The 19431-nt window shown below is 74.6% G+C and carries 22 protein-coding genes; 15 read left to right on the top strand and 7 right to left on the bottom strand.

Going from position 1 to position 19431, the window contains the following annotated elements; translation table 11 throughout:
- Nucleotides 1-61: 61 nt before the first annotated feature.
- A complete protein-coding gene (locus tag ACZ47G_RS05040; protein ID WP_465740069.1) occupies nucleotides 62-880 on the top strand; it encodes an NAD(P)H-binding protein in 819 nt (272 codons plus the stop codon).
- Here ACZ47G_RS05040 and ACZ47G_RS05035 read toward each other — a convergent pair.
- Nucleotides 864-1274, bottom strand: coding sequence for a DUF3291 domain-containing protein (locus tag ACZ47G_RS05035; RefSeq protein ID WP_465740068.1), 411 nt, complete (start codon nucleotides 1272-1274; stop codon nucleotides 864-866). The genes ACZ47G_RS05040 and ACZ47G_RS05035 overlap by 17 nt on opposite strands.
- 116 nt (nucleotides 1275-1390) lie before the next feature.
- Here ACZ47G_RS05035 and ACZ47G_RS05030 point away from each other — a divergent pair, with 116 nt between their 5' ends.
- On the top strand, nucleotides 1391-2029 hold the full coding sequence (locus tag ACZ47G_RS05030; RefSeq protein ID WP_465740067.1) for a MerR family transcriptional regulator: 639 nt from the start codon (nucleotides 1391-1393) through the stop codon (nucleotides 2027-2029).
- 175 nt (nucleotides 2030-2204) lie between these two features.
- Here ACZ47G_RS05030 and ACZ47G_RS05025 read toward each other — a convergent pair whose 3' ends face one another.
- From ACZ47G_RS05025 to ACZ47G_RS05015, 3 genes are read right to left on the bottom strand one after another with little or no spacing between them, the layout of a single operon-like run.
- Nucleotides 2205-3188 carry an NADPH:quinone oxidoreductase family protein gene (locus ACZ47G_RS05025; protein WP_465740066.1) on the bottom strand — a complete coding sequence of 328 codons (984 nt, stop codon included), beginning with the start codon at nucleotides 3186-3188 and terminating at the stop codon, nucleotides 2205-2207.
- The gene (locus ACZ47G_RS05020) at nucleotides 3185-3970 is read right to left on the bottom strand and encodes an SDR family NAD(P)-dependent oxidoreductase (RefSeq protein ID WP_465740065.1); all 786 of its coding nucleotides are present in this window, start codon (nucleotides 3968-3970) and stop codon (nucleotides 3185-3187) included. The genes ACZ47G_RS05025 and ACZ47G_RS05020 overlap by 4 nt, the downstream gene beginning before the upstream one ends.
- Nucleotides 3967-4725 carry an SDR family oxidoreductase gene (locus tag ACZ47G_RS05015; protein ID WP_380457411.1) on the bottom strand — a complete coding sequence of 253 codons (759 nt, stop codon included), beginning with the start codon at nucleotides 4723-4725 and terminating at the stop codon, nucleotides 3967-3969. The genes ACZ47G_RS05020 and ACZ47G_RS05015 overlap by 4 nt, the downstream gene beginning before the upstream one ends.
- Before the next feature lie 261 nt (nucleotides 4726-4986).
- Here ACZ47G_RS05015 and ACZ47G_RS05010 point away from each other — a divergent pair, with 261 nt between their 5' ends.
- From ACZ47G_RS05010 to ACZ47G_RS04970, 9 genes are all read left to right on the top strand, one after another.
- On the top strand, nucleotides 4987-5613 hold the full coding sequence (locus tag ACZ47G_RS05010; protein ID WP_380457413.1) for a TetR/AcrR family transcriptional regulator: 627 nt from the start codon (nucleotides 4987-4989) through the stop codon (nucleotides 5611-5613).
- 124 nt (nucleotides 5614-5737) lie between these two features.
- The gene (locus ACZ47G_RS05005) at nucleotides 5738-6367 is read left to right on the top strand and encodes a maleylpyruvate isomerase N-terminal domain-containing protein (RefSeq protein WP_380457419.1); all 630 of its coding nucleotides are present in this window, start codon (nucleotides 5738-5740) and stop codon (nucleotides 6365-6367) included.
- Between the two features lie 92 nt (nucleotides 6368-6459).
- Nucleotides 6460-6831, top strand: a complete 372-nt coding sequence (locus ACZ47G_RS05000) for a hypothetical protein (protein WP_465740064.1) — start codon at nucleotides 6460-6462, stop codon at nucleotides 6829-6831.
- Nucleotides 6832-6996: 165 nt separating this feature from the next.
- Nucleotides 6997-7158, top strand: coding sequence for a hypothetical protein (locus ACZ47G_RS04995; protein WP_380457423.1), 162 nt, complete (start codon nucleotides 6997-6999; stop codon nucleotides 7156-7158).
- A 122-nt stretch (nucleotides 7159-7280) separates the two neighbouring features.
- Complete coding sequence (locus tag ACZ47G_RS04990) at nucleotides 7281-9122, top strand: RiPP maturation radical SAM C-methyltransferase (RefSeq protein WP_465740063.1); 1842 nt, start codon at nucleotides 7281-7283, stop codon at nucleotides 9120-9122.
- On the top strand, nucleotides 9119-9694 hold the full coding sequence (locus tag ACZ47G_RS04985) for a DUF5825 family protein (RefSeq protein ID WP_465740062.1): 576 nt from the start codon (nucleotides 9119-9121) through the stop codon (nucleotides 9692-9694). Before ACZ47G_RS04990 ends, ACZ47G_RS04985 begins: the two co-directional genes overlap by 4 nt.
- Before the next feature lie 188 nt (nucleotides 9695-9882).
- Nucleotides 9883-10464, top strand: coding sequence for a GNAT family N-acetyltransferase (locus ACZ47G_RS04980; protein WP_465740061.1), 582 nt, complete (start codon nucleotides 9883-9885; stop codon nucleotides 10462-10464).
- A 210-nt stretch (nucleotides 10465-10674) separates the two neighbouring features.
- On the top strand, nucleotides 10675-12399 hold the full coding sequence (locus tag ACZ47G_RS04975) for a glycosyltransferase family 2 protein (RefSeq protein ID WP_465740060.1): 1725 nt from the start codon (nucleotides 10675-10677) through the stop codon (nucleotides 12397-12399).
- A gap of 184 nt (nucleotides 12400-12583) precedes the next feature.
- The gene (locus tag ACZ47G_RS04970) at nucleotides 12584-14707 is read left to right on the top strand and encodes an acyltransferase family protein (RefSeq protein WP_465740059.1); all 2124 of its coding nucleotides are present in this window, start codon (nucleotides 12584-12586) and stop codon (nucleotides 14705-14707) included.
- Between the two features lie 125 nt (nucleotides 14708-14832).
- Here the strand turns inward: ACZ47G_RS04970 and ACZ47G_RS04965 are convergent, their stop codons facing one another.
- Nucleotides 14833-15324 (bottom strand): hypothetical protein, encoded by a 492-nt coding sequence (locus ACZ47G_RS04965; protein ID WP_465740058.1) that lies wholly within the window; start codon nucleotides 15322-15324, stop codon nucleotides 14833-14835.
- 309 nt (nucleotides 15325-15633) lie between these two features.
- Here ACZ47G_RS04965 and ACZ47G_RS04960 point away from each other — a divergent pair, with 309 nt between their 5' ends.
- The 4 genes from ACZ47G_RS04960 to ACZ47G_RS04945 all read left to right on the top strand — a co-directional run bounded on the left by ACZ47G_RS04960 (nucleotide 15634) and on the right by ACZ47G_RS04945 (nucleotide 17663).
- Nucleotides 15634-15864 (top strand): hypothetical protein, encoded by a 231-nt coding sequence (locus ACZ47G_RS04960; RefSeq protein WP_465740057.1) that lies wholly within the window; start codon nucleotides 15634-15636, stop codon nucleotides 15862-15864.
- Nucleotides 15865-15955: 91 nt separating this feature from the next.
- Complete coding sequence (locus tag ACZ47G_RS04955) at nucleotides 15956-16450, top strand: hypothetical protein (RefSeq protein WP_465740056.1); 495 nt, start codon at nucleotides 15956-15958, stop codon at nucleotides 16448-16450.
- Nucleotides 16447-17052: a class I SAM-dependent methyltransferase gene (locus ACZ47G_RS04950; RefSeq protein WP_465740055.1), complete on the top strand. Its 606-nt coding sequence runs from the start codon at nucleotides 16447-16449 to the stop codon at nucleotides 17050-17052. The genes ACZ47G_RS04955 and ACZ47G_RS04950 overlap by 4 nt, the downstream gene beginning before the upstream one ends.
- A gap of 143 nt (nucleotides 17053-17195) precedes the next feature.
- Nucleotides 17196-17663, top strand: coding sequence for a nuclear transport factor 2 family protein (locus tag ACZ47G_RS04945; RefSeq protein ID WP_465740054.1), 468 nt, complete (start codon nucleotides 17196-17198; stop codon nucleotides 17661-17663).
- A gap of 100 nt (nucleotides 17664-17763) precedes the next feature.
- On the opposite strand, the gene ACZ47G_RS04940 is transcribed toward ACZ47G_RS04945, so the two are convergent.
- Both ACZ47G_RS04940 and ACZ47G_RS04935 read right to left on the bottom strand, forming a co-directional pair.
- Nucleotides 17764-18408, bottom strand: a complete 645-nt coding sequence (locus ACZ47G_RS04940) for a histidine phosphatase family protein (RefSeq protein ID WP_465740053.1) — start codon at nucleotides 18406-18408, stop codon at nucleotides 17764-17766.
- A gap of 66 nt (nucleotides 18409-18474) precedes the next feature.
- Entirely contained in the window at nucleotides 18475-19410 is a 936-nt protein-coding gene (locus tag ACZ47G_RS04935) for an aldo/keto reductase (RefSeq protein WP_465740052.1), read from the bottom strand.
- Nucleotides 19411-19431: the final 21 nt, after the last annotated feature.

Below are 19431 nucleotides of genomic sequence, written 5' to 3'. Positions count from 1 at the left end.
CGGACGCCCAGGCTACCGAGGATGGACGAGTCCCCAGCGATCGCACGTCCCAAGGAGAACCATGCTGCTCGTCACCGGTGTCAACGGAGGCCTCGGCACCCTCGTACTGGAGCGGCTCGGCGCCCGGGAGGGCGTCGTCGCCGGGAGCCGGACGCCGGAGCGGGTGGCGGCCGAAGTGCCCGTCCGGCTGGTGGACTTCGACCGGCCGGCGACCCTGGCCGAGGCCTTCGCGGGGGTGCGGACCCTGCTGCTGATCTCGGCCGGCGCCGCCGAGGACGACGTGGTGATCGCCCGGCACGGCGCCGCGATCGAGGCGGCCGAGCGGGCGGGCGTCGAGCACGTCGTCTACACCAGCCTGTCCGGCGACGGCGACCACCTGCCGTACGCGCTGGCGCACCGCTGGACGGAGCGGCGGCTGCGCGCGTCCGGCACGCTGCGCTGGACGGTGCTGCGCAACGGCCTCTACGCGGAACTGCTGGCCGCGATCGCCGCGCCCGGCCCGGACGGGGTGATCACCGCACCGCTGGGGGCCGGCCGCTTGGCCGCGGTGGCCCGGGCGGACCTCGCCGAGGCGGCGGTGAACGTGGCCCTGGCACCGGCCGGGCACGCGGGGCGGACGTACGAGCTGGTGGGGGAGGAGGCGGTGGGCGGCGCGGAGCTGGCCGAGGCGCTCGGTGCCGAGTACCGCCCGGGCCGGCTCGCGCAGGCCCGGACGGTACTGGCGGCCTCGGACGCCTTCGACTTCCAGGTGCCGATGCTGGTGGGCACCTACTCGGCGATCGCGCACGGCTTCCTGACCGGGCCGGGCGGGCCGGGCGACCTGGCGGACCTGCTCGGCCGCCCGCCCCGCCCGGCCCTGGAGGTCATCGCGGGGCGGTAGCCGCGGCGCGTCGGGCGTCGATGCGGGCGTGGGCGTCGGGCCAGCGGATCGGGAGCTGTTCGACCGGGGTGTCCCAGAAGATGAAGGTGGACTCCCGCATGGTGGCGCGCAGTCCGGTCATGGTGCTGCGGTGGGGTTCGGCGGCGGCGAAGGCGTTCAGGGCCTCGCGGCTCTCCCAGGCGGAGAGGGTCCAGAAGGTCCGCCGTAGCGGCCGGGCGATCAGCGAGGCGCCCAACGCGCCCGGCGCGTTGCGCAGTTGGCGCCAGACGGTGAGCGAGCGGACGAAGAACCGCGGGACGTCGGCGAGCGAGCGGACCTCGAAACGGGAGGCCATCACGACGGCCCGGGTGCCGGGGGCGGCGGGGTTGGGGGTGATCCAGGGCAGGGTGGGCACGGCTGACACTCCTCGTCGGCGGAGGGCGCCACACTGGGTAGTGGCACTATCTATGTTAGACAGTGCTGGTATCCAGACGCCATATCCAGACGCCAGGGGAAAGGCAGACGCCGGCAGTGCGCATCTCCGAACTCAGCCGCCGCAGTGCGGTGCCGACCGCGACCATCAAGTACTACCTGCGCGAGGGCCTGCTGCCGCCCGGCCGGGCCACCGCCGCCACCCAGGCCGAGTACGACGAGAGCCACCTGCGCCGGCTCCGACTGGTGCGCGCGCTGATCGGGGTGCGAGGGCTGAGCGTGAGCGCCACCCGGGAGGTGCTCGGCGCGGTGGCCGAACACGCGGGGGAGCGGCACCAGGTGCTCGGCCTGGTCCTCGGAGCCCGGCCGGTCGAGGAGGGGGCGGGCCCGGTCGAGGAGGGGGCGGAGCCGGACCCCGCGCCCGGAGCGGCGGAAGTGGACGCGCTGATCGGCGAACTCGGCTGGGAGGTCTCCGAGTACGCCCCCGCCCGGGCGGTGCTCGGCGAGACCCTGGAGACCCTGCGCACGCTCGGTGCCGAACTCGACCCGGCCACCCTGCGCGGCTACGCCGAACTGGCCGAGCGGACCGCCGTCCTGGACCTCGACCAGCTCGACCCGGAGGCCGACCCGCTGGAGCAGGCCGAACGGGCCCTGCTGCGGACCGTCCTCCTGGAACCGGCCCTGCTCGCGCTGCGGCGGCTGGCCCAGGAGAACGAGTCCGCCCGGCGGGGCGGCTGAGCTCAGCCGCAGCACCCGGACGGCGGTCCGCCCGGGTGCTGCGGCTGAACTGCTCGGCCAGGACGGCGACCTGGCTGGTGCAGCGGCTGAACCGTTCGGCCAGGACGGCGACCTGGCTGGTGCAGCGGCTGAACCGTTCGGCCAGGACGGCGACCTGTCCGGTGCAGCGGCTGAACTACTGCCCCAGGACGGCGATCCGCCCGGTGCTGCGCCCGTCGGCGACCAGCTGGACGGCCGCCGCGGCCTCGGCCAGCGGCACCCGGGCGCTGACCAGCGGACGGACCACGCCTTGGTCGGCGAGCGCGGTCAGCTCGTCGTGGGCGGCGCGGACCGCCTTCGGGTCGTGGGTGTTGTAGAGGCCCCAGTGCAGGCCGAGGATCGCGTAGTTCTTCACCAGGGCGTGGTTGAGCGCCGGTGCCGGGATCTTCCCGGCGGCGAAGCCCACCACCACGATCCGGCCCTCGAAGGCCACGCACTTGGTGGAGCCGGTGTAGGCGTCGCCGCCGACCGGGTCGAAGACCACGTCCGCGCCGCGCCCGCCGGTGAACTCCTTGACGGCGGCGACGAAGTCCCCGGCCGTGTCCCCGGCCGTGCGGTCCACCACCAGGTCGGCGCCGAGCGCCCGGGCCGCGTCGGCCTTCGCGGGCCCGCCGACCACGGCGACCACCCGGGCCCCGGCGGCCCGGCCGAGCTGGACGGCCGCGCTGCCGACCCCGCCGGCCGCCGCGTGCACCAGCAGGGTCTCCCCGGCCCGCAGCCGGGCCCGGCGGTGCAGGGCGAACCAGGCGGTCTGGTAGCCGATGTGCAGCGCCGCCGCCTCCGCGTCGTCCAGCGCCTCGGGCGCCGGGAACGCGGCCGCGGCGTCCAGCAGCGCGTACTCGGCGAAGGCGCCGTGCGGCAGCACCGGATTGCCGATCAGCCGCTCGCCCCGCCGGGGGCCCTCGGCGACCTCGCCGCACAGCTCCACGCCCGGGGTGAACGGCAGCGGCGGACGGACCTGGTACTGCCCGCGCACCATCAGCGCGTCCGGGAAGTTCACCGCCGCCGCCCGGACCCGGACCAGCAGCTGACCCGGGCCCGGCACCGGCCGGGCGACCTCCTCGGCCAGCCGCAGCACGGCGGCCGGCTCGCCCAGCTCGTGCACCTGCCAGGCCCTCACAGCGCCCCACCCTGCTCCAGGCCCTGCTGGATCCGGTTCATCCCGGCGATCCAGCGGTCCGGCTCGGTGGCCCGGGTGCGGTAGAACTCGGCGGTCTCCGGGTGCGGCAGGATCAGGAAGCGGTCCTCGCGCAGCGCGTCCAGCGTCGCCTCGGCGACGACCTCCGGGTCCAGTGCGGTCGGCGCGAGCAGCACCTCGCCGACGGCGCCGGTCGAGGCCAGCATGTCGGTGCGCACCCCCTGGGGGCAGAGCGCGTGCACCCGTACGCCGCGATGGCGGTAGGTGGCGGAGAGCCACTCGGCGAAGGCCAGCGCGCCGTGCTTGCTGACCGCGTACGGCGCCGATCCGAGCATGGTGAGCAGCCCGGCGGCGGAGACGGTGGCCAGGAAGCGGCCCTGGCCGCGCTCCAGCCAGCGGGGCAGCAGCAGCTCGGCGGCCCGGACATGGGCCATCACGTTGACCTCCCAGGCGCTCGCCCAGGCCGCGGCCGGTGCGTCCGCGCCGCCGATCGGGGCGACGCCGGCGTTGGCGCACCACAGGTCGATCTCGCCGAGTTCCGCGCGGGCCCGGTCGACCAGGGCGGCCAGGCCGGCGGCGGAGGCGGCGTCGCCGGGCAGGGCGGTGCCGGCGCAGTCCGCGGCGACCGCGTGGGCGGCCTCGGCGTCCAGGTCGTTGACCACCACCCGGGCACCGGCCGCGGCGAAGGCCCGGGCCAGCGCGGCGCCGATGCCCCGGCCGGCGCCGGTGACCACCACGCCCTGGCCCTTCAGGTCGGCCGTCACATGCCACCGCCGAGCGTGACCCCGCCGTCCACCACCAGGGTCTGGCCGGTGATCCAGCCGGCCTCGGGGGAGAGCAGGAAGGCCACCGCGCCCGCGACGTCCTCGGGGACGCCGAGCCGGCCCAGCGGATAGGCCTTGGCGACCTTCTCCTCCCGGCCCTCGTACAGCGCCTCGGCGAACCTGGTCTTCACCACGGCCGGGGCGACGGCGTTGACCCGGATGCCCTGCGGGCCCAGCTCGGCGCCCAGTTCGGTGGTGAGCCGGATCAGCGCGGCCTTGCTGACGCCGTACATGCCGATCCCGAGCGAGGCGCGGATGCCGGCGATCGAGGCGACGTTGACGATCGAGCCGCCGTGCTCGCCCATCCAGGCGGCGTGCGCACGGCGGGTCCAGGCCAGCGGGCCGAGCACGTTGACGGCGAAGATCTTGGCGGCGGCGGCCTCGTCGGTCTCCAGGACCGGGCCGTACACCGGGTTGATGCCGGTGTTGTTGACCAGGTGGTCGAGCCGTCCGAAGGCCTCCAGGGTGCGGGTGACCGCCTCCTCCTGGTGGGCCGGGTCGTCGGCCTTGCCCGCGACGGCGATCGCGTTGTCCGGGCCGCCGAGGTCGCGGACGGCCTCGGCGAGCGGCTCGGGGTTGCGGGCGGTGAGGCAGACCTTGGCGCCTCGGTCGACCAGTTCCCGGGCGATGCCGAGGCCGATGCCGCGGCTCGATCCGGTCACGACGGCCACCCGGCCCTTGAAGGAGTGCACCACGGAGGGTCCTGCCTTTCCGGTCTGCCCTGCTCTGGATTGCTGACTGTCTGGGATTGGACTGGCTGGGATTGCTGACTGGCTGGGATTGCTGACTGTCTGGGGTTCGCTGATCCAGCCGGGATTGCTGACTAAGCGCTTGCTCAGCATGGTGTCGGTGGGGGAGCCTGTCAACAGTCCGACCGGCCCCCCGTCCCCGCCCCTGCCCCCGCCGCCGGACGGCCGACTGGAAAGCCTGTACGAGTTCTCTGCGAGGATGACGCCATGACCAGCACGCCCATCGCCGACCTCTGGCCGACCCTGCCCGGCGCCGACACCCGCCCCGAGGCGGCGTACCGGCTGCTCCAGGCGGCCGTCGAGTCGTTCGCGGAGCGCGGCTTCCATGCCACCACCACCCGGGACATCGCCACCGCGGCCGGGATGAGCCCCGCCGCGCTGTACATCCACTACCAGTCCAAGGCCGCCCTGCTCGCCGAGATCAGCCGGGCCGGGCACGCCGCCACCCTCACCCTGGTGCGGGAGGCGGCGGCCGGGGACGGCGGCCCGGCGGAGCGGATGCGGCGACTGGTCGAGCAGTTCACCGCCTGGCACGCCCGGGCCCGGACCGTCGGCCGGGTGGTCAACTACGAACTGCACGCCCTGCCCGAGGACGACTACGCGCTGGTCGCCGCGCTGCGCCTGGACATCGAGCGCGAGGTCAGCACCCTGATCGAGGCGGGCGCGGCGGCCGGGGAGTTCCAGGTCTCCGAGGTGCGCACGGCGGCCCGCGCGGTCACCTCGCTGGGCATCGACGTCTCCCGCTGGTACACCGAGCGTTCCTCCGAGACCCCGGAGGAACTCGGCCGGCGCTACGGCGAGTTGGTGCTGCGGATGCTCGGCGCCAGGATCTGACCGACCCGCCCCGGTCGGTCGTCGGCCGCTGGTGGCGACCGGGGTGCAAGGGTGCAAGGGGTTTCTTCCGGGGCGGAAGGTACGGTGGGGGCATTCCGGTGAACAGTGGTTCGAGGAGGAAACGATGGGCAGTCAGAACACCCGCGTCAACGAGCTGTTGGCCGAGGCCTGGTCGTCCTGGGCGGAACGCGGCGCGGCCCTGAGCGCGGCGGACTGGGACCGGCCCACCCGGCTGACCGAGTGGACGGTACGGGACCTCTACGCCCATGTGGCGCCGGTGCCGGAGCAGTTCGCCGGGTTGCGCGCCATCGTGGTCGACGGTCCGGCCGGGCTGACCGGCGGGGCGGACATCCTGCGGACGTTCAACCAGCCGGGCGGGCTCGCCCACACCGCCGCCGGGCAAGTCGCCGAGCTGGCCAAGGAGGCCGCCAAGGCGACCGAACCGGCCGCGCTGATCGCCCGGTTCGGCACCGAGGGGCCGGCCGCCCTGGCCGGGATCGCGGACCTCGCGCCCGACACGGTGGTGACGCACCCGCTGCTCGGGCCCGTGACGGTGGGGGCGCTCGGCGAGGTGGCGCTGATGGAGGCGACCGTCCACCTGCTCGACCTGATCGCGGCGGTCGGCGGGCCGGCCCCGGCCGAGGGAGCGTTGCACTTCACCCGTGCGCTGCTGGCCGAGGCCACCGACCCGGTGACCTTCATCGAAGCGGCGGCGGGCCGCAGTTCGACGCCGGTGCTGCCGATCATCCGCTGAGCCGGGGCGGCGGCGCTCGCCGCTCAGGACACCGTACCCGCTGGTCGGCCGTATGATCTGGTCCGGAAGAACGGCAGGCTGGGGGGACGTCGATGAGCTCGTTGTGGAACCTGTGGTGGCTGGCGCCCGCCGTCCTGTACGGGGGCGGGAACATCGTCAACCGGGTGCGCCGGGACATCAAGGACCGGCACGAGCGCAAGCTCGAACTGCTCGACGCCCAGCACCAGCAGCGCCTCGCCCTGGAGGAGGCCCACCGGCCGCCCGAGCCGGTCTGCGGTTGCACCCACCACCTGGCCAAGCACGACCGGCAGGGCCGCTGCCACGAGGTGGTCGAGACGCCCACCGCCTGGGACGCCGACCGCCGCCCGGTGAGCTTCGAGCCCGGGCAGTGCAACTGCCAGCAGTACGTGGGGCCGGAGCCGCTGGGCACGGTGTTCGCGCCGGAGCTGACCGACCGGCCCTGAGCGGCTCCCCGGCCCACGGGGAGCCGCACTGTGCTGTACGCGCACTGGTCGTCCCCCTACGCGGCTATTCACCAGTAACCATTCGCCGATTACAGTGACTTGGCGTGCGGGCCGGAAGCGAGTGAACGTCCGGGTCGTTGCGCGCCACTGCCCGTAGGAGAGGAGGTGACCACGATGCAGATCACCAAGACCGTGATGAGCAGCGGGGCTTCGAACTCGACTCCGCGGATCGACGCGCCGCCGGCGTACCGGATCGACGCTCCACCGGCCTACCGGATCGATGCTCCGCCGTCCCGGGTCGATTCGTCCGCCGACCGGGAGAACTGAGCCGAAGCCAGGACGGACTTTTCGACGGTCGGGGCCCCACCCACTGCGGGGTCCCGACCCGACCCGACCTGACCTGACCCGACCCGACGCGGGAGCGGAGTTTGAGGCTGAGCCTGGTGTCGATGCCGTGGCAGCTGCTGGAGCTGCCCTCGCTGGCGATCGGCATCCTGCGCCGCCGCGTGGCACTGACCCGGCCGGAAGCCGAGGTCTCCGAGGTGCACGCGGCGATGGACTGGGCCGCGTTCCTGCTCGCCGAGAGCGGTGGGGACCTCACCCCGCACGACTACACGCACGTCGCGGAGACCGGCCTGCACCACGGGCTGGGGGACTGGGTGTTCGCCGGTGTGCTCTACGACGACGACCACTGGCGCGAGTTCGAGCTCGACCACTACGCCAAGGCCAGTGGCGTCGACATCGAGCTGGTGCGCAGGATGCGCCCCTTCGCGCGTCCCTTCGTCGAGCAGGTCGTCGACGAGATCCTGAGTGCGGACCCGGACGTCGTGGGGTTCACCACGACGTTCATGCAGAACGTGCCGAGCCTCGCGGTCGCCCGGCTGCTCAAGCAGCGGCGACCCGGCGTGCGGACCGTCATGGGCGGAGCGAACTGCGACGGACCGATGGGCGCGGCACTGCACCGCAACCACCGCTTCGTCGACTTCGCCGTCCGGGGCGAGGGCGAACTGGCCTTCCCGGCGCTGCTGGGCCACGTCGCGGCGGCCACCCGGCCACTCGACGTTCCAGGGTTGTGCTGGTGGGACGGTGACCGGCCGGTGGCGAACCCCGAGAGCGCCGCACAGGTCCCGCCCGGCCTGATCCCCGCCCCCGACTACACCGACTGGCAGCGCGCCCTGGAGGCATCGCCGACGCGTACCTTCGTGGAGCCCAAGCTCGCGGTCGAGGGAGCGCGCGGCTGCTGGTGGGGAGAGAAGCACCACTGCACCTTCTGCGGGCTCAACGGCTCGGCCATCGCCTTCCGCAGCAAGGACGCCGACGCGGTGTGGCAGGAGGTGTCCGACCTGGTCGAGCGCCACCGCATCCTGGACCTGGTGATGGTGGACAACATCATGGACATGGGCTACTTCGGTGACCTGCTGCCGCGGATGGCCGCCAGCGGCTGGGACCTGCGCGTGCACTACGAGGTCAAGTCCAACCTCCGCCCCGACCAGCTCGACCTGCTCGCGGCAGCCGGGGTCGTGCACATCCAGCCGGGCATCGAGAGCCTGAACGCCCGGGTGCTCGACCTCATGGACAAGGGCGTCGGCGGTGCCCGGAACGTGCGCCTGCTACGCGACTGCCACGACCGTGGCCTGACGGTGAGTTGGAACTACCTCTACGGCTTCCCCGGGGAACGCGACGCGGACTACCGGGCCGTGATCGACCAGATGCCCGCGCTGGTGCACCTCCAGCCGCCGGGCGGCACGATACGCATAGCGCTGGAACGGTTCAGCCCGAACTTCGAACGCCCGGAGCTGGGGTTCGCCGAGCGGACCCCGTCCCGCGTGTACGACCACATCTACGACCTGCCTCCGGAGGAACTGGCGGACCTGGTCTACCTGTTCGACACACCGCCGCAGGGGATCCGGGGCGAGGTCGAGGCACGGCTCCACCAAGCGGTCGAGGCATGGCAGGCCGCGCACGCCGCGTCGTCCTTGGTGGTGGTGGCCGACGCCGACGGCGAGGTGCGGATCGCCGACCGCAGGCACGGCTGGTCGGCGCGCGACCACCTCCTGCGCGGTCTGGACGCTGCCGTGTACCGGCTCACCGAGCGGGTCCGTACCCCGCGGTCCGTGCGCCGGGCGCTTGCCGAGCGGGGATGGCGGGCGTCGGAGGAGGAGGTGGCTGCGGCGCTGGTGCGCTTGACGGGGCTCGGGCTCGTCTATCGCGACGGGGAGGACGCCGTGGCACTGGCGGTGCGGGACCTCCCGGCGCGCGTCTTCCCGGAGTCATGGGAGGGAACCGCGTGACGGCGGTGTTCGGTGACCGGGCGGCAGAGCTGTTGCGGAGACACGACCCCGGCCACGGCGCCACGGTGGAGCGCGGTGCCATCCTCCTGCACGACGAGGTCGACCTCGGCGGGGACCCAGCTGCCACCCTGGCGTTCCTGGCGTTCCTGCGGGTCTGCCTGGAGGAGGGCGTGGCGGTCCGTTGGACGGCCACCGGCGGCAGCGAACTCGACACCGCACCGCTGCGCCACCTCTGGCCGCCGAGCCGGATCGCCGGGCTCACGGCCGACCGCCGGCGAGCCTGGGAGGAGGCGTTCCGGTACGGGCTGTGCTACTTCAGGCGGGGGCCGGGATTCATCACGGTCAAGGACGCCCGGGCGGAGCGTGACGTCCATCTGATGCTCGACCACCCGGATTTGATCGCCACGTTCCTGGCCGGACGCACTCCGCTGCCGCTTGACCTCCTCACCGAGACGCAGCGGGAGGCGGCCGACCTGCTGTCGGCGGAGGACCTGATGTACGGCCTCGGCGACTCGCTACTGACCCTGCCCACGCACATGCGCCGCTGGCCCGTACCGTTCAGCGCGGTGTGAGCGGGCCTGTCGGGCGGCGGTTCACGCCGGGCTCTGCAATGGCGCGGCTGATCGGCGAGGGCCACCTGGTCGGCTTCGACCGGCCACGCTCCGGGCCGGATCGATCGGCCCGTCGTGTGCTGTGGCAGCATGCCCCGGAAAGTCGACGTCTTCCGACGTCCGCCGAGGTCTGCCGAGGAGGAACCACCATGTCCGAGACCACCGCCGGGCCCGCCACCGGGCCCGCTGCCGAGCCCAGCGGGGAGCCCGACTTCCGCACCGCGACCCTCGCCGACGTCCCGGCCCTGGTCGCGCTGGTCGAGTCGGCCTACCGGGGCGAGGCCAGCAAGGCCGGCTGGACCAGCGAGGCGGACCTGCTGGGCGGGCGGCGGACCGACGCCGAGGCCGTGGCGGAGGCCGTCGGGCACGCCGACGGCCTGGTGCTGCTGGCCGAGCGGGACGGCGAACTGCTCGCCTGCTGCCAGCTGGAACGGCGCGGCGACCGCGCCTACTTCGGGATGTTCTCGGTCCGGCCCGGCCGGCAAGGGGGTGGGATCGGCCGGGCGGTGCTGGCCCGGGCGGAGCGGCTGGCGGCCGAGGAGTGGGGCGCTGGCGTGATGGAGATGACGGTGATCGAGCAGCGCTCGGAGCTGATCGCCTGGTACGAGCGGCGCGGTTTCCGCCGGACCGGCGAGTACAGCCCCTTCCCGTACGGGGACGAGCGGTTCGGCATCCCGCGCCGGCCGGATCTCCGCTTCGAGCGGCTGATCAAGGAGCTGAAGGCGGTCTGAGGGCGGCGCCTGAAGGCGGGCTGAGGGAGGCGCCTGGAGGGCCGGTGAACTGATCGTTTGACGGTCCGTCGTCAGTCTGACGCAACCTCAAGTCGCTGAGCTGGGGCGATGCGGAGATGTCATACCTCGTTCATGATTGGTCCAGACCAATGTGAGAGGCTGTGGTCGAACGGCAAAGTTCCGTCCGATGCCCAGGGGGGCCATCTCCGCATGCCCGTACTCCATGGCACCGCCATGCCCGCACCCGACGCCGGTCCGCGCCGGATACCCGCGGACCCCGACCTCCGACTCCCCAGCCCGCCCGACGACCAGGAGCTCTACTGGTACTTCGGCCCGCAGCGCCGCTGGGTGCTGCTCTGCGCCACCCTCTCCTACGCGGGAGCCACCGCCACCCTCGGCCTGTTCGCGCTGAGCAAGCCGCTGCTGTGGCCGTTCCTGGTGCTCACCGTGCTCAACGCCGTCACCTGGCTGCTCTCGCTCACCGACGGCCAGCGCGCCCGCCGCTTCACCCGTGACTCGCACGACCTGCTGCTGCGCGCCTGGAACCCCGCCCGGCACGCGAGCGTGGACCTGCTGCTGCCCACCGCCGGCGAACCACTGGCCGTCCTGGACAACGCCTACCGGCACACCGCCGCCGTCCAGTGGCCCGGCGAGCTCACCGTCCTGGTCCTCGACGACGCCGACCGCCCCGAGGTGCGCGAACTCGCCCGCTCCTACGGCTTCCAGTACCGCGCCCGCCCCGACCGCGGCCGGTTCAAGAAGGCCGGCAACCTCAACCACGGCCTGGCCGAGGGCGACGGCGAGATCGTCGCCGTGCTCGACGCCGACTTCTGCCCCCGCCCCGACTTCCTGCACCACCTGGTGCCCTACCTCGACAACCCCGGGGTCGGCATCGTGCAGAGCCCGCAGTGCTTCGACACCGACGCCGACATGTCCTGGCTCGAACGCGCCGCGGGAGCGACCCAGGAGATCTTCTACCGCTGGATCCAGCCCTCCCGGGACGCCCAGGACGGCACCGTCTGCTGCGGCACCAACGCGCTCTACCGACGCGCCGCCCTGCAACGGATCGGCGGCTTCGCCGAGATCGACCACAGCGAGGACCTCTACACCGGCCTCGCCCTCGCCCGCGCCGGCTGGAGCACCCGCTACGTCCCCGCGCTGGTCGCCAAGGGCATGTCGCCCACCGGCCTGCCCGCCTTCATCAGCCAGCAGTACCGCTGGTGCCTCGGCTCCCTGGCCCTCGTCCGCGACCCGGACTTCCGCCGGGGCCCGTTGCCGCGCTCCGCCCGGCTCTGCTTCTGGAACGGCATCCTCGGCTACCTCACCAGCGCGGTGAACGTGTTCGCCGTGCCGCTGCCCGCGCTGATCATGCTGTTCTTCGCCCCCGAGCAGATCCAGCCCTGGCAGGTGCTGCCCTTCCTGCCGCCGATCTGGGTCGCCCTGGTCCTGCTGCCCGCGATGTCCCGCACCCGCTGGCGCTTCGAGGTCACCCGGGTCCAACTCCTGGGCGGGCTCTGCCACGTGATCGCCATCGCCCACGCGCTGCGCCGCCGCTCCGCCGACTGGGTGCCCACCGGCGCCGTCTCCGGCGGGACGTCCCTGGCCCGCAGCGTCGCCCGGCTCGGGGTCGGCTGGCTCGGCTTCGTCGTCCTGGCCGGCGGGGTGGGGCTGGTGCGCGCCGCGCTGGAGTACGGCTGGCGGCCCTTCTGGGCGCTCACCGCGCTGCTCGGGCTCACCGCGTACAGCATGATCCCGCTGATCAGGGCGCTGTGGCCGCTGCTCGGCGGGGCCGGCGGCAAGGGCGGCGAGATCGCCGCGCCGGTGCGCCGCCGCTCCGACCTGGGCTTCGGGCAGGCGGAGGCCGTCGCCCTCACCGCCGTGCTGCTGCTGTGCGGGGTGCTCGCCTCCGGCTGGGCCGATCCGCTGATCTTCTGACGCCCGACCTTCCAGAACGGGCCCCTGGAACCGGCCCTCCAAGAGCCGGCACTCCAGAACCCGACCCACTGTCCAACGCTGCGTTTCCTTGCGCGTCGCCCCACCGGCGCGGACCCCGCCGCCCGGCCGCCCCATCGGCCCGGCCGGCCCGACCACCGCTGCCAGCCCAGCAAGGAGCACCGCCGTGTCAACGGCCGTACCACCGACGTCGTCCACGTCCCCTTCCGCCGAACTGCTGCCCGGAGCCGTCCGGTTGGGCCGGCAGGCCGTCGCCGCCGGAACCGACCCGACCTCCGCCTCCGCCGAGGTGGCGCCGACCGGCGAACCCCGCCGGCGCACCGCCTTCCGCCCCGACATCGAGGGGCTGCGCGGCATCGCCGTGCTCTCCGTCCTCGCCTTCCACGCCGCCGTCCCCGGACCCGCCGGCGGCTTCGTCGGCGTCGACGTCTTCTTCGTCATCTCCGGCTTCCTGATCACCGGCCTGCTCACCGGCCGCCCGATCGGCCTGTGGGACTTCGCCGCCCGCCGGGCCCGGCGCATCCTGCCCGCCGCAGCCACCGTGCTGGTCGCCACCGCGGCCGCCGGCGGCGCCCTGCTCGACCCGCTGCGCGGCACCGACCTCGCCCGCGACCTCATCGCCGCCGCCGGCCAGTTCGCCAACTGGCGCTTCGTCGGCCAGCAGACCGACTACCTGGCCGCCGAACGCGACCCCAGCCCGCTCCAGCACTTCTGGTCCCTCGGCGTGGAGAACCAGTTCTACCTGCTCTGGGGCGTCCTGCTGCTCGGCCTCGCCCGCTACCTGCACGGGCGCCGCCGCACCCTGGCGATCACCCTCGCCACCCTCGCCATCGGCGGCACCTCCCTGGCGCTCTGCCTGCGCTGGACGGCCACCTCCGCGCCGCTCGCCTACTTCTCCACCGGCAGCCGGCTCTGGGAGTTCGCGGCCGGCGCCTGCGCCGCCCTGCTCGGCAGCGCCCTCGCCGCCCGCACCCCCGGGCGCGCCCTGACCGGGGCGCTGCGCCTGCTCGGCTGGGCGGGCCTGGCGGCCGTCCTCGCGGCGGTCCTCCTGTTCGACCGCAACACCCCCTTCCCCGGCGCGGCCGCCCTGGTCCCCGTCCTCGGCACCGCCGCCCTGCTGCTCGCCGCCCCCGCCGACCGCGCGGTCCGCGGACTGCTCGCCACCCGCCCGCTGCGCGCCGCCGGCCGCCTCTCGTACGCCTGGTACCTGTGGCACTGGCCGGTGCTCACCATCGCCCAGGCCCGGTACGGCCCGCTGCCCTGGACCGTGCTGCTCGCCCTGACCGCCGCCAGCGCCCTGCCCGCCTGGCTCACCCTGCGCCTGGTCGAGCAGCCGCTGCGGTACGGCAGCAGCCCGGCGCCCCGGCGCGGCCTCGCCGTCGGCGCCAGCGCCCTGGTCATCCCGCTGATCGCCGCCCTCACCCTCGGCGGCGGCACCGTCCGCGCGCTCGGCGGCACCGCGGACACCCCGGCCGCCGCACCCGCCGGAGCCGTGGACGGACCCGCCCTGCTTGCCCCCGGCACCCGGGTGCTCGGCCTCACCCCCTCGCTCGCCCGCGCCCGGGAGGACTTCCCGCCCGGCAAGGGCTGCGAGATCCCGCTCAACGCCGACGCCAGCCCGCGCTGCCTGTTCGGCAACCAGGACAGCCCCGACCGGATCGTGCTGCTCGGCGACTCGCACGCCGGACAGTGGATCTCCGCCGGGCTCGAACTGGCCGAACAGCGGCACTGGGCGCTGGAGGTGCTGGTCAAGCCCGGCTGCCCGCTGGCCACCCTGACCGTGCGCAACGACGTCCTCGGCCGCAGCTACGACGAATGCGACCGCTGGCGCGAGAACACCCTCACCCGGCTCACCTCCGGGCCCAAGCCCCGGCTGGTCCTGATGGCCGGCCTCAACCGCTACGGCAGCCAGGAGGAGCGCACCGCCGGCTGGACCCGCACCCTGGACCGGCTGACCGCGATCGGCGCCCCGCTCGCCTACCTCGGCGACACCCCGATGCCGGGCAAGGACATCCCCACCTGCCTGGCCGCCTCCGACGGCCGCTCCGACGCCTGCTTCTTCCCCCGCGAGACCGCCTTCGAGTCGGACCCGCTGCTCGACGGCGGCCTCGCGGCCCGTTACGGCGTCCGGACCCTCGACCTCGGGCCGGTGCTCTGCCCGGGCAGCGGGCCGGACTGCCCGGCCGTCCTGGAGGGCGTGGTGCTCTACCGGGACACCGGGCACATCACGGACACCTTGGCCCGGGTGCTGGCGCCCCGGCTGGACAAGGGGCTGCTGGGCACGCCGTGAGGCCGGTGCGGGGCCGGTGGTGGGCACGTCGTGAGGCCGGTGCGGGGCCGGTGCGGGGCACGTCGTGAGGCCGGTGCGGGGGCCGCTGTGGGCCCGCTCCGGCGCGCGGCGGCCCCGGGCGCGGGTCAGCCGTACACGCCGCGGCAGATCCGGGCCTGCTCCGAACCGGCCGGCCAGCGGCCGACCCGCTCGGCCTGGTCGCAGATCGTGCCCGGGCCGAGCGAGGGGATCCCCGGCGCGCCCGGGCCCGTGCTCGGGGTCGGGCGGCCGCTCGCACCCGGGTGCGAGCCGCGACCCGGCTTGGGGTGCGCCCCGGGCGAGGCGTGTTGGGCTTCGGCCTGCTCCGCCCCGCCGGAGGCCGCCCCGCCGGAGGCCGCCGCTCCGGAGGCCACCGCGGCGGCAGGAGTGCCGCCGACCGGCAGGGCGCCCCACGGCGCGGGGGACGGCCCCGGGGAGGGCGAGGGCGTGCCGCCCGGCGGGACGACCGGCAGCAGGTCCGAGGGGGACGCCGTCGGCGAGGCCTCCGGCACCGCCACCACCCGGAGGTCATCGCCCGAACCCGGCCCGCACATCACCAGCACCGCGGCCAGCAGCACCAGCGTCCCGCCCGCCGTCACCGCCCAGACCTTCCGCGAACGGCGCGGCGGGCCCTGGTCCGGCCCCTGGCCCGGCCCCGGATCCGGCCCCGCCGGCGGCCCCAGCGGAGGCGGCCCGACCTGCGCCGGGATGGGGACCGGAGGGGGCTGCCAGGCGTTCGACGGCCATTGCCACTGCTCTCCGGTGGGCTGCCCAGTCATGTGATCGTCCTTCCAGCGCCGCCCCCCGCCGTACCTTTCCGTGCTCAACGAGCGCGCCGACGCCGGGACATGACCCGGAAGAGGGGTCTGAGCGGGCGCTGATTGCCGCCGCGCCACATGCTGGGGGTCATGGAGACCACCAGCACGTCCGCACACCCGGTCGAGATCGCCGAGTTCCGGACCGACAGCCGCTACCGCCTCGTCCACTTCGAGGGCCACGGCTGGGAGCCGCTCGCCCCCGAGGAGTTCGAACCCCGCATCCAGCAGCTATTCCCCGGCCTCGACCCGCACGACCCCGCCAAGGTGCACTGGGCCGACCGCCCCTGGGAATGGCCGGCCTGGCACCCCGGCGAGGCCTGAACCCCGCCCTTTCGGATCCTGACGCAGCCCGAATGCTGAGACGGGCCCGCGGTCACTGATCGCCGGGCCCGCCGTTCGCTACGCTTTCCGGGTGAGCGTGGATCACTTCTGGCGTCGCCTGCCGGGTCAGGCCGTGGACGCCTGTTCGCCCGAGGAACTCGGCGAACTGGTGCCCCGGAGCCGCGACGTCGGCTACGACCGCCTGGTCGAGGCCGGACTCGCCCTCGGCGTGCGGCAGACCGCCGTCCTGATGGAACTCGCGCTCACCGAGAACGGCCTGCACCCCGACCCGGCCGCCCGGCTGCCCGTCTACGCAGGCGCCCACCGGGAGAACGGAGACGAGATGCTGGTGCTGCGCCCCGAACAGGTCGCCGCCGCCTTCACCTTCCTGCGGGACTCCGCGCTCGGCGAACTCGTCCGCCAGCAGGACACGGTGCTCGCCCGCCGGGTCGCCCAACTCGACTCCGCGCCGCCCTGGTCGGAGTCCTGGGCCAGCCGGGTCGTCAACGACCTGCGAGACCTGCGGGACTTCTTCGCGGGCGCGGCCGCCGCCGGCGACGCGGTGGTCGTCCGGGAGTCGGCGTGAGCGCCCCGGCCGGCACGGCCGGGTACGGCGAGGCGGCGGCACAACTCGCCGTCCAGTACGAGAGCGTGGACTTCACCGAGGTCCACCGCGCACTGCTGCATCTCTACCCGGCCCCACCCGCCGCCGTCCTGGACATCGGCGCCGGCACCGGGCGCGACGCGGCCGCCCTCGCGGCGCTCGGCCACCGGGTGGTGGCGGCCGAGCCGACACCCCAACTGCGCGCCCTCGGCGAAGGGTTGCATGCCGACTCCGGCGTACGGTGGGTCGCCGACGCGCTGCCCGCCCTGCCCGGCCTGAGCGCGGAGGGCGAACGCTTCGACCTCGTCCTGATCACCGCGGTGTGGATGCACCTCGCCCCCGCCGAGCGCCCGCCCGCGATGGCCGCCGTGGCCCGGCTGCTGGCCCCCGGCGGCCGACTCGCCCTCACGCTGCGGCACGGGCCGGTCCCGCCCGGCCGCCGGATGTTCGACCTCCCGGCCGAGCCCACCGTCACCCTGGCCGAGACCCACGGCCTGCGGCTGCTCCACCGCGGCGAACGCCCCGACCTGCACGGACGCCAGGACGTGAGCTGGACCGAACTGGTCCTGGAACGCGCGCGGTAGGGCCTGTCCGACCGCTTTTGACAGCACCGCCCGGCAGAGGGACGATCCGGATCATGAGCCCGGCGGGCCCGTCGGCGGTCGTCGGCGGTCGTCGGCGTCCACCGGGGAGAGCTCGGATGACAGCAGGAGGGGGAGTTGTGTCGATGACGAACGGTGCGCCCGGGGAGCCGGCGGCCGGACACCAGGCGGTCGGGAACCTGATCGCGCGCTACGCCGAGCTGGTGGACGACGGGGACTTCGCGGGGCTGGGCGAGCTGCTCGCCGACGCGGTCTTCACCGGCAGCGGCGGGCGGGTGCGCGGGCGCGAGGCGATCGAGCGGATGTTCCGGGACACGGTGATCGTCTACGCCGACGGCACGCCGCGCACCCAGCACGTGGTCAGCAACCTTGCCGTCGAGGTGGACGAGCAGGCGGGGACGGCGGCCGCGCGCTCGTACGTCACCGTGCTGCAGGCCCTGCCCGAGCTGCCGCTGCAGCCCATCGCCGCCGGGCGCTACCAGGACCGCTTCGAACGCGTCGACGGCCGTTGGCGGTTCGCCGAACGGCGGGTCAGGATCACCCTGGTCGGCGATGTGAGCCGCCATCTGCACCAGGCCGCCGCCCAGCGGTAGCCGGTAGCCGATAGCCGGTAGCGGGTAGTCGGTTTGCCGCCCGCCGGTCGCGCCGGAAGTCGGGCGGGCCGACGTCCGGCGCCGGCATCCGGTCGGCCGCTCAGAGCCGCAGTTCGGGCGGGAAGCCCGTCCAGCGGAGCTCCTCGGGCAGGTGGGTCTGGTCGTTGAGGACCAGGACGGCCGAGGGGCGGCCCGGGGCGAAGCGCAGGACGGTGAGGGCCGCGTTGGCGGCGTTGAGGCCGAGCCAGCGCCAGGCCGGGGCGTCCAGGGCGTGGCGGACCAGCCAGCCGATCAGGAAGGCGTGGGTGACGACCAGTTCGTGCCGCTCCTCGGCGCCCGGCACCGGACCGGTGAAGCGGGCGACGGCCCGGCGGGCCAGCTCCGGGCCGACGGCACGCTCCTCGGGGGAGGCGCCGGCCAGGAAGCGCAGCAGGAACTCGGCGCTGTCGGCGGGGAGTTCGTCGGCGGCCGGGACGTACGGGACGAAGTCGCCGGCCTCCGCGCAGACCGACACCGCCACCCCGTCGAGCCGCTCCCCGATCAGCCGCGCGGTCTCGGCGGCCCGGGGCAGCGGCCCGTGGTGGACGGCCGTGATGGGGCGGGCGGCCAGCCGGCGGCCGAGCAGCGCGGCCTGGCGGCGGCCGGCGGGGGTGAGGCCGCCGCCGTCCGGGCCGTCCTGGGTGGCCTCGCCGTGCCGGGCGAGGTAGAGGTAGCGGGTGGCGGCGGCAGTGGTGGTGGCGGGCACGGGCGGGCTCCGGGGTCGGGAACGGTTCCCCGGAGCGACGCCGGTGGGCCCGCCGGTGGTTCCGGGTCAGCCGGTGTGGGCCCGCTCCAGCAGGGCGAGCTCCTCGGCCGTCAGGCGCACGGCGCCCGCCGCGATGTTGTCCTCCAGGTGCGCCACGTCGCCGGTGCCCGGGATGGCGAGGACGTGCGGGCCCCGGTGCAGCGTCCAGGCGAGCCGGACCTGCGCGGTGCTGATGCCGCGGGCCTCGGCCACCGTGCGGACCTCGGCGGGCTCCGCCCCGTCGGCGCCGCCCTCCCGACCGGCGCCGGCGATCGCGTAGAAGGGGACGAAGGCGATGCCCTGCTCCCCGCAGAGCCGCAGCAGTTCGTCCTGGGCGGCCGGGGCGCCGATGCCGTACGGGTTCTGCACGCAGCTGACCGGCGCGATGGCCTGGGCCTCGGCGAGCTGGTGCGGGTGGATGTTGGACAGACCGAGCCGGCGGATCAGGCCGGCCTGCGCCAACTCGGCGAGCGCGCCGAAGCGTTCGGCGATCGAGTCGGTGCCGAGGATCCGCAGGTTGACCAGGTCGAGGTGGTCGCGGCCGAGCTGGCGCAGGTTCTCCTCGACCTGGGCGCGCAGCGCCTCGGGGGTGCGGGCGTGGTCGCTCCACCGGCCGTCGGTGCCACGGGCGGGGCCGACCTTGGTGGCGATCACCAGGTCGTCGGCGTACGGCGCGAGGGCGCGGTTGACCAGCTCGTTGGCGGAGCGCAGCGGGGAGAAGTAGAAGGCGGCCGTGTCGATGTGGTTGACGCCCAGCTCGACCGCGCGGCGCAGCACCCGCAGGGCCTGGTCGCGGTCGCGGGGTACGGCGTGGGGCACCAGCGCCGGGCCGGTCTGGGGCAGGCGCATCGTGCCGAAGCCGATCCGGTGGACGGCGCGGTCGCCGAGCTGCCAGGTGCCGGAGGCGGCGGCGGTCGGGGTGGTGTCGGTGGTCAGGGTGGTGTCGGTGGTCATGCCGGTCATGATCGCCACTGCACTAACCTG

This window comes from Kitasatospora sp. NPDC030952 (assembly GCF_055571335.1).
The sequence above is the reverse complement of the archived record's forward strand: the minus strand, read 5'-3'. Positions and strand labels throughout refer to the sequence as shown.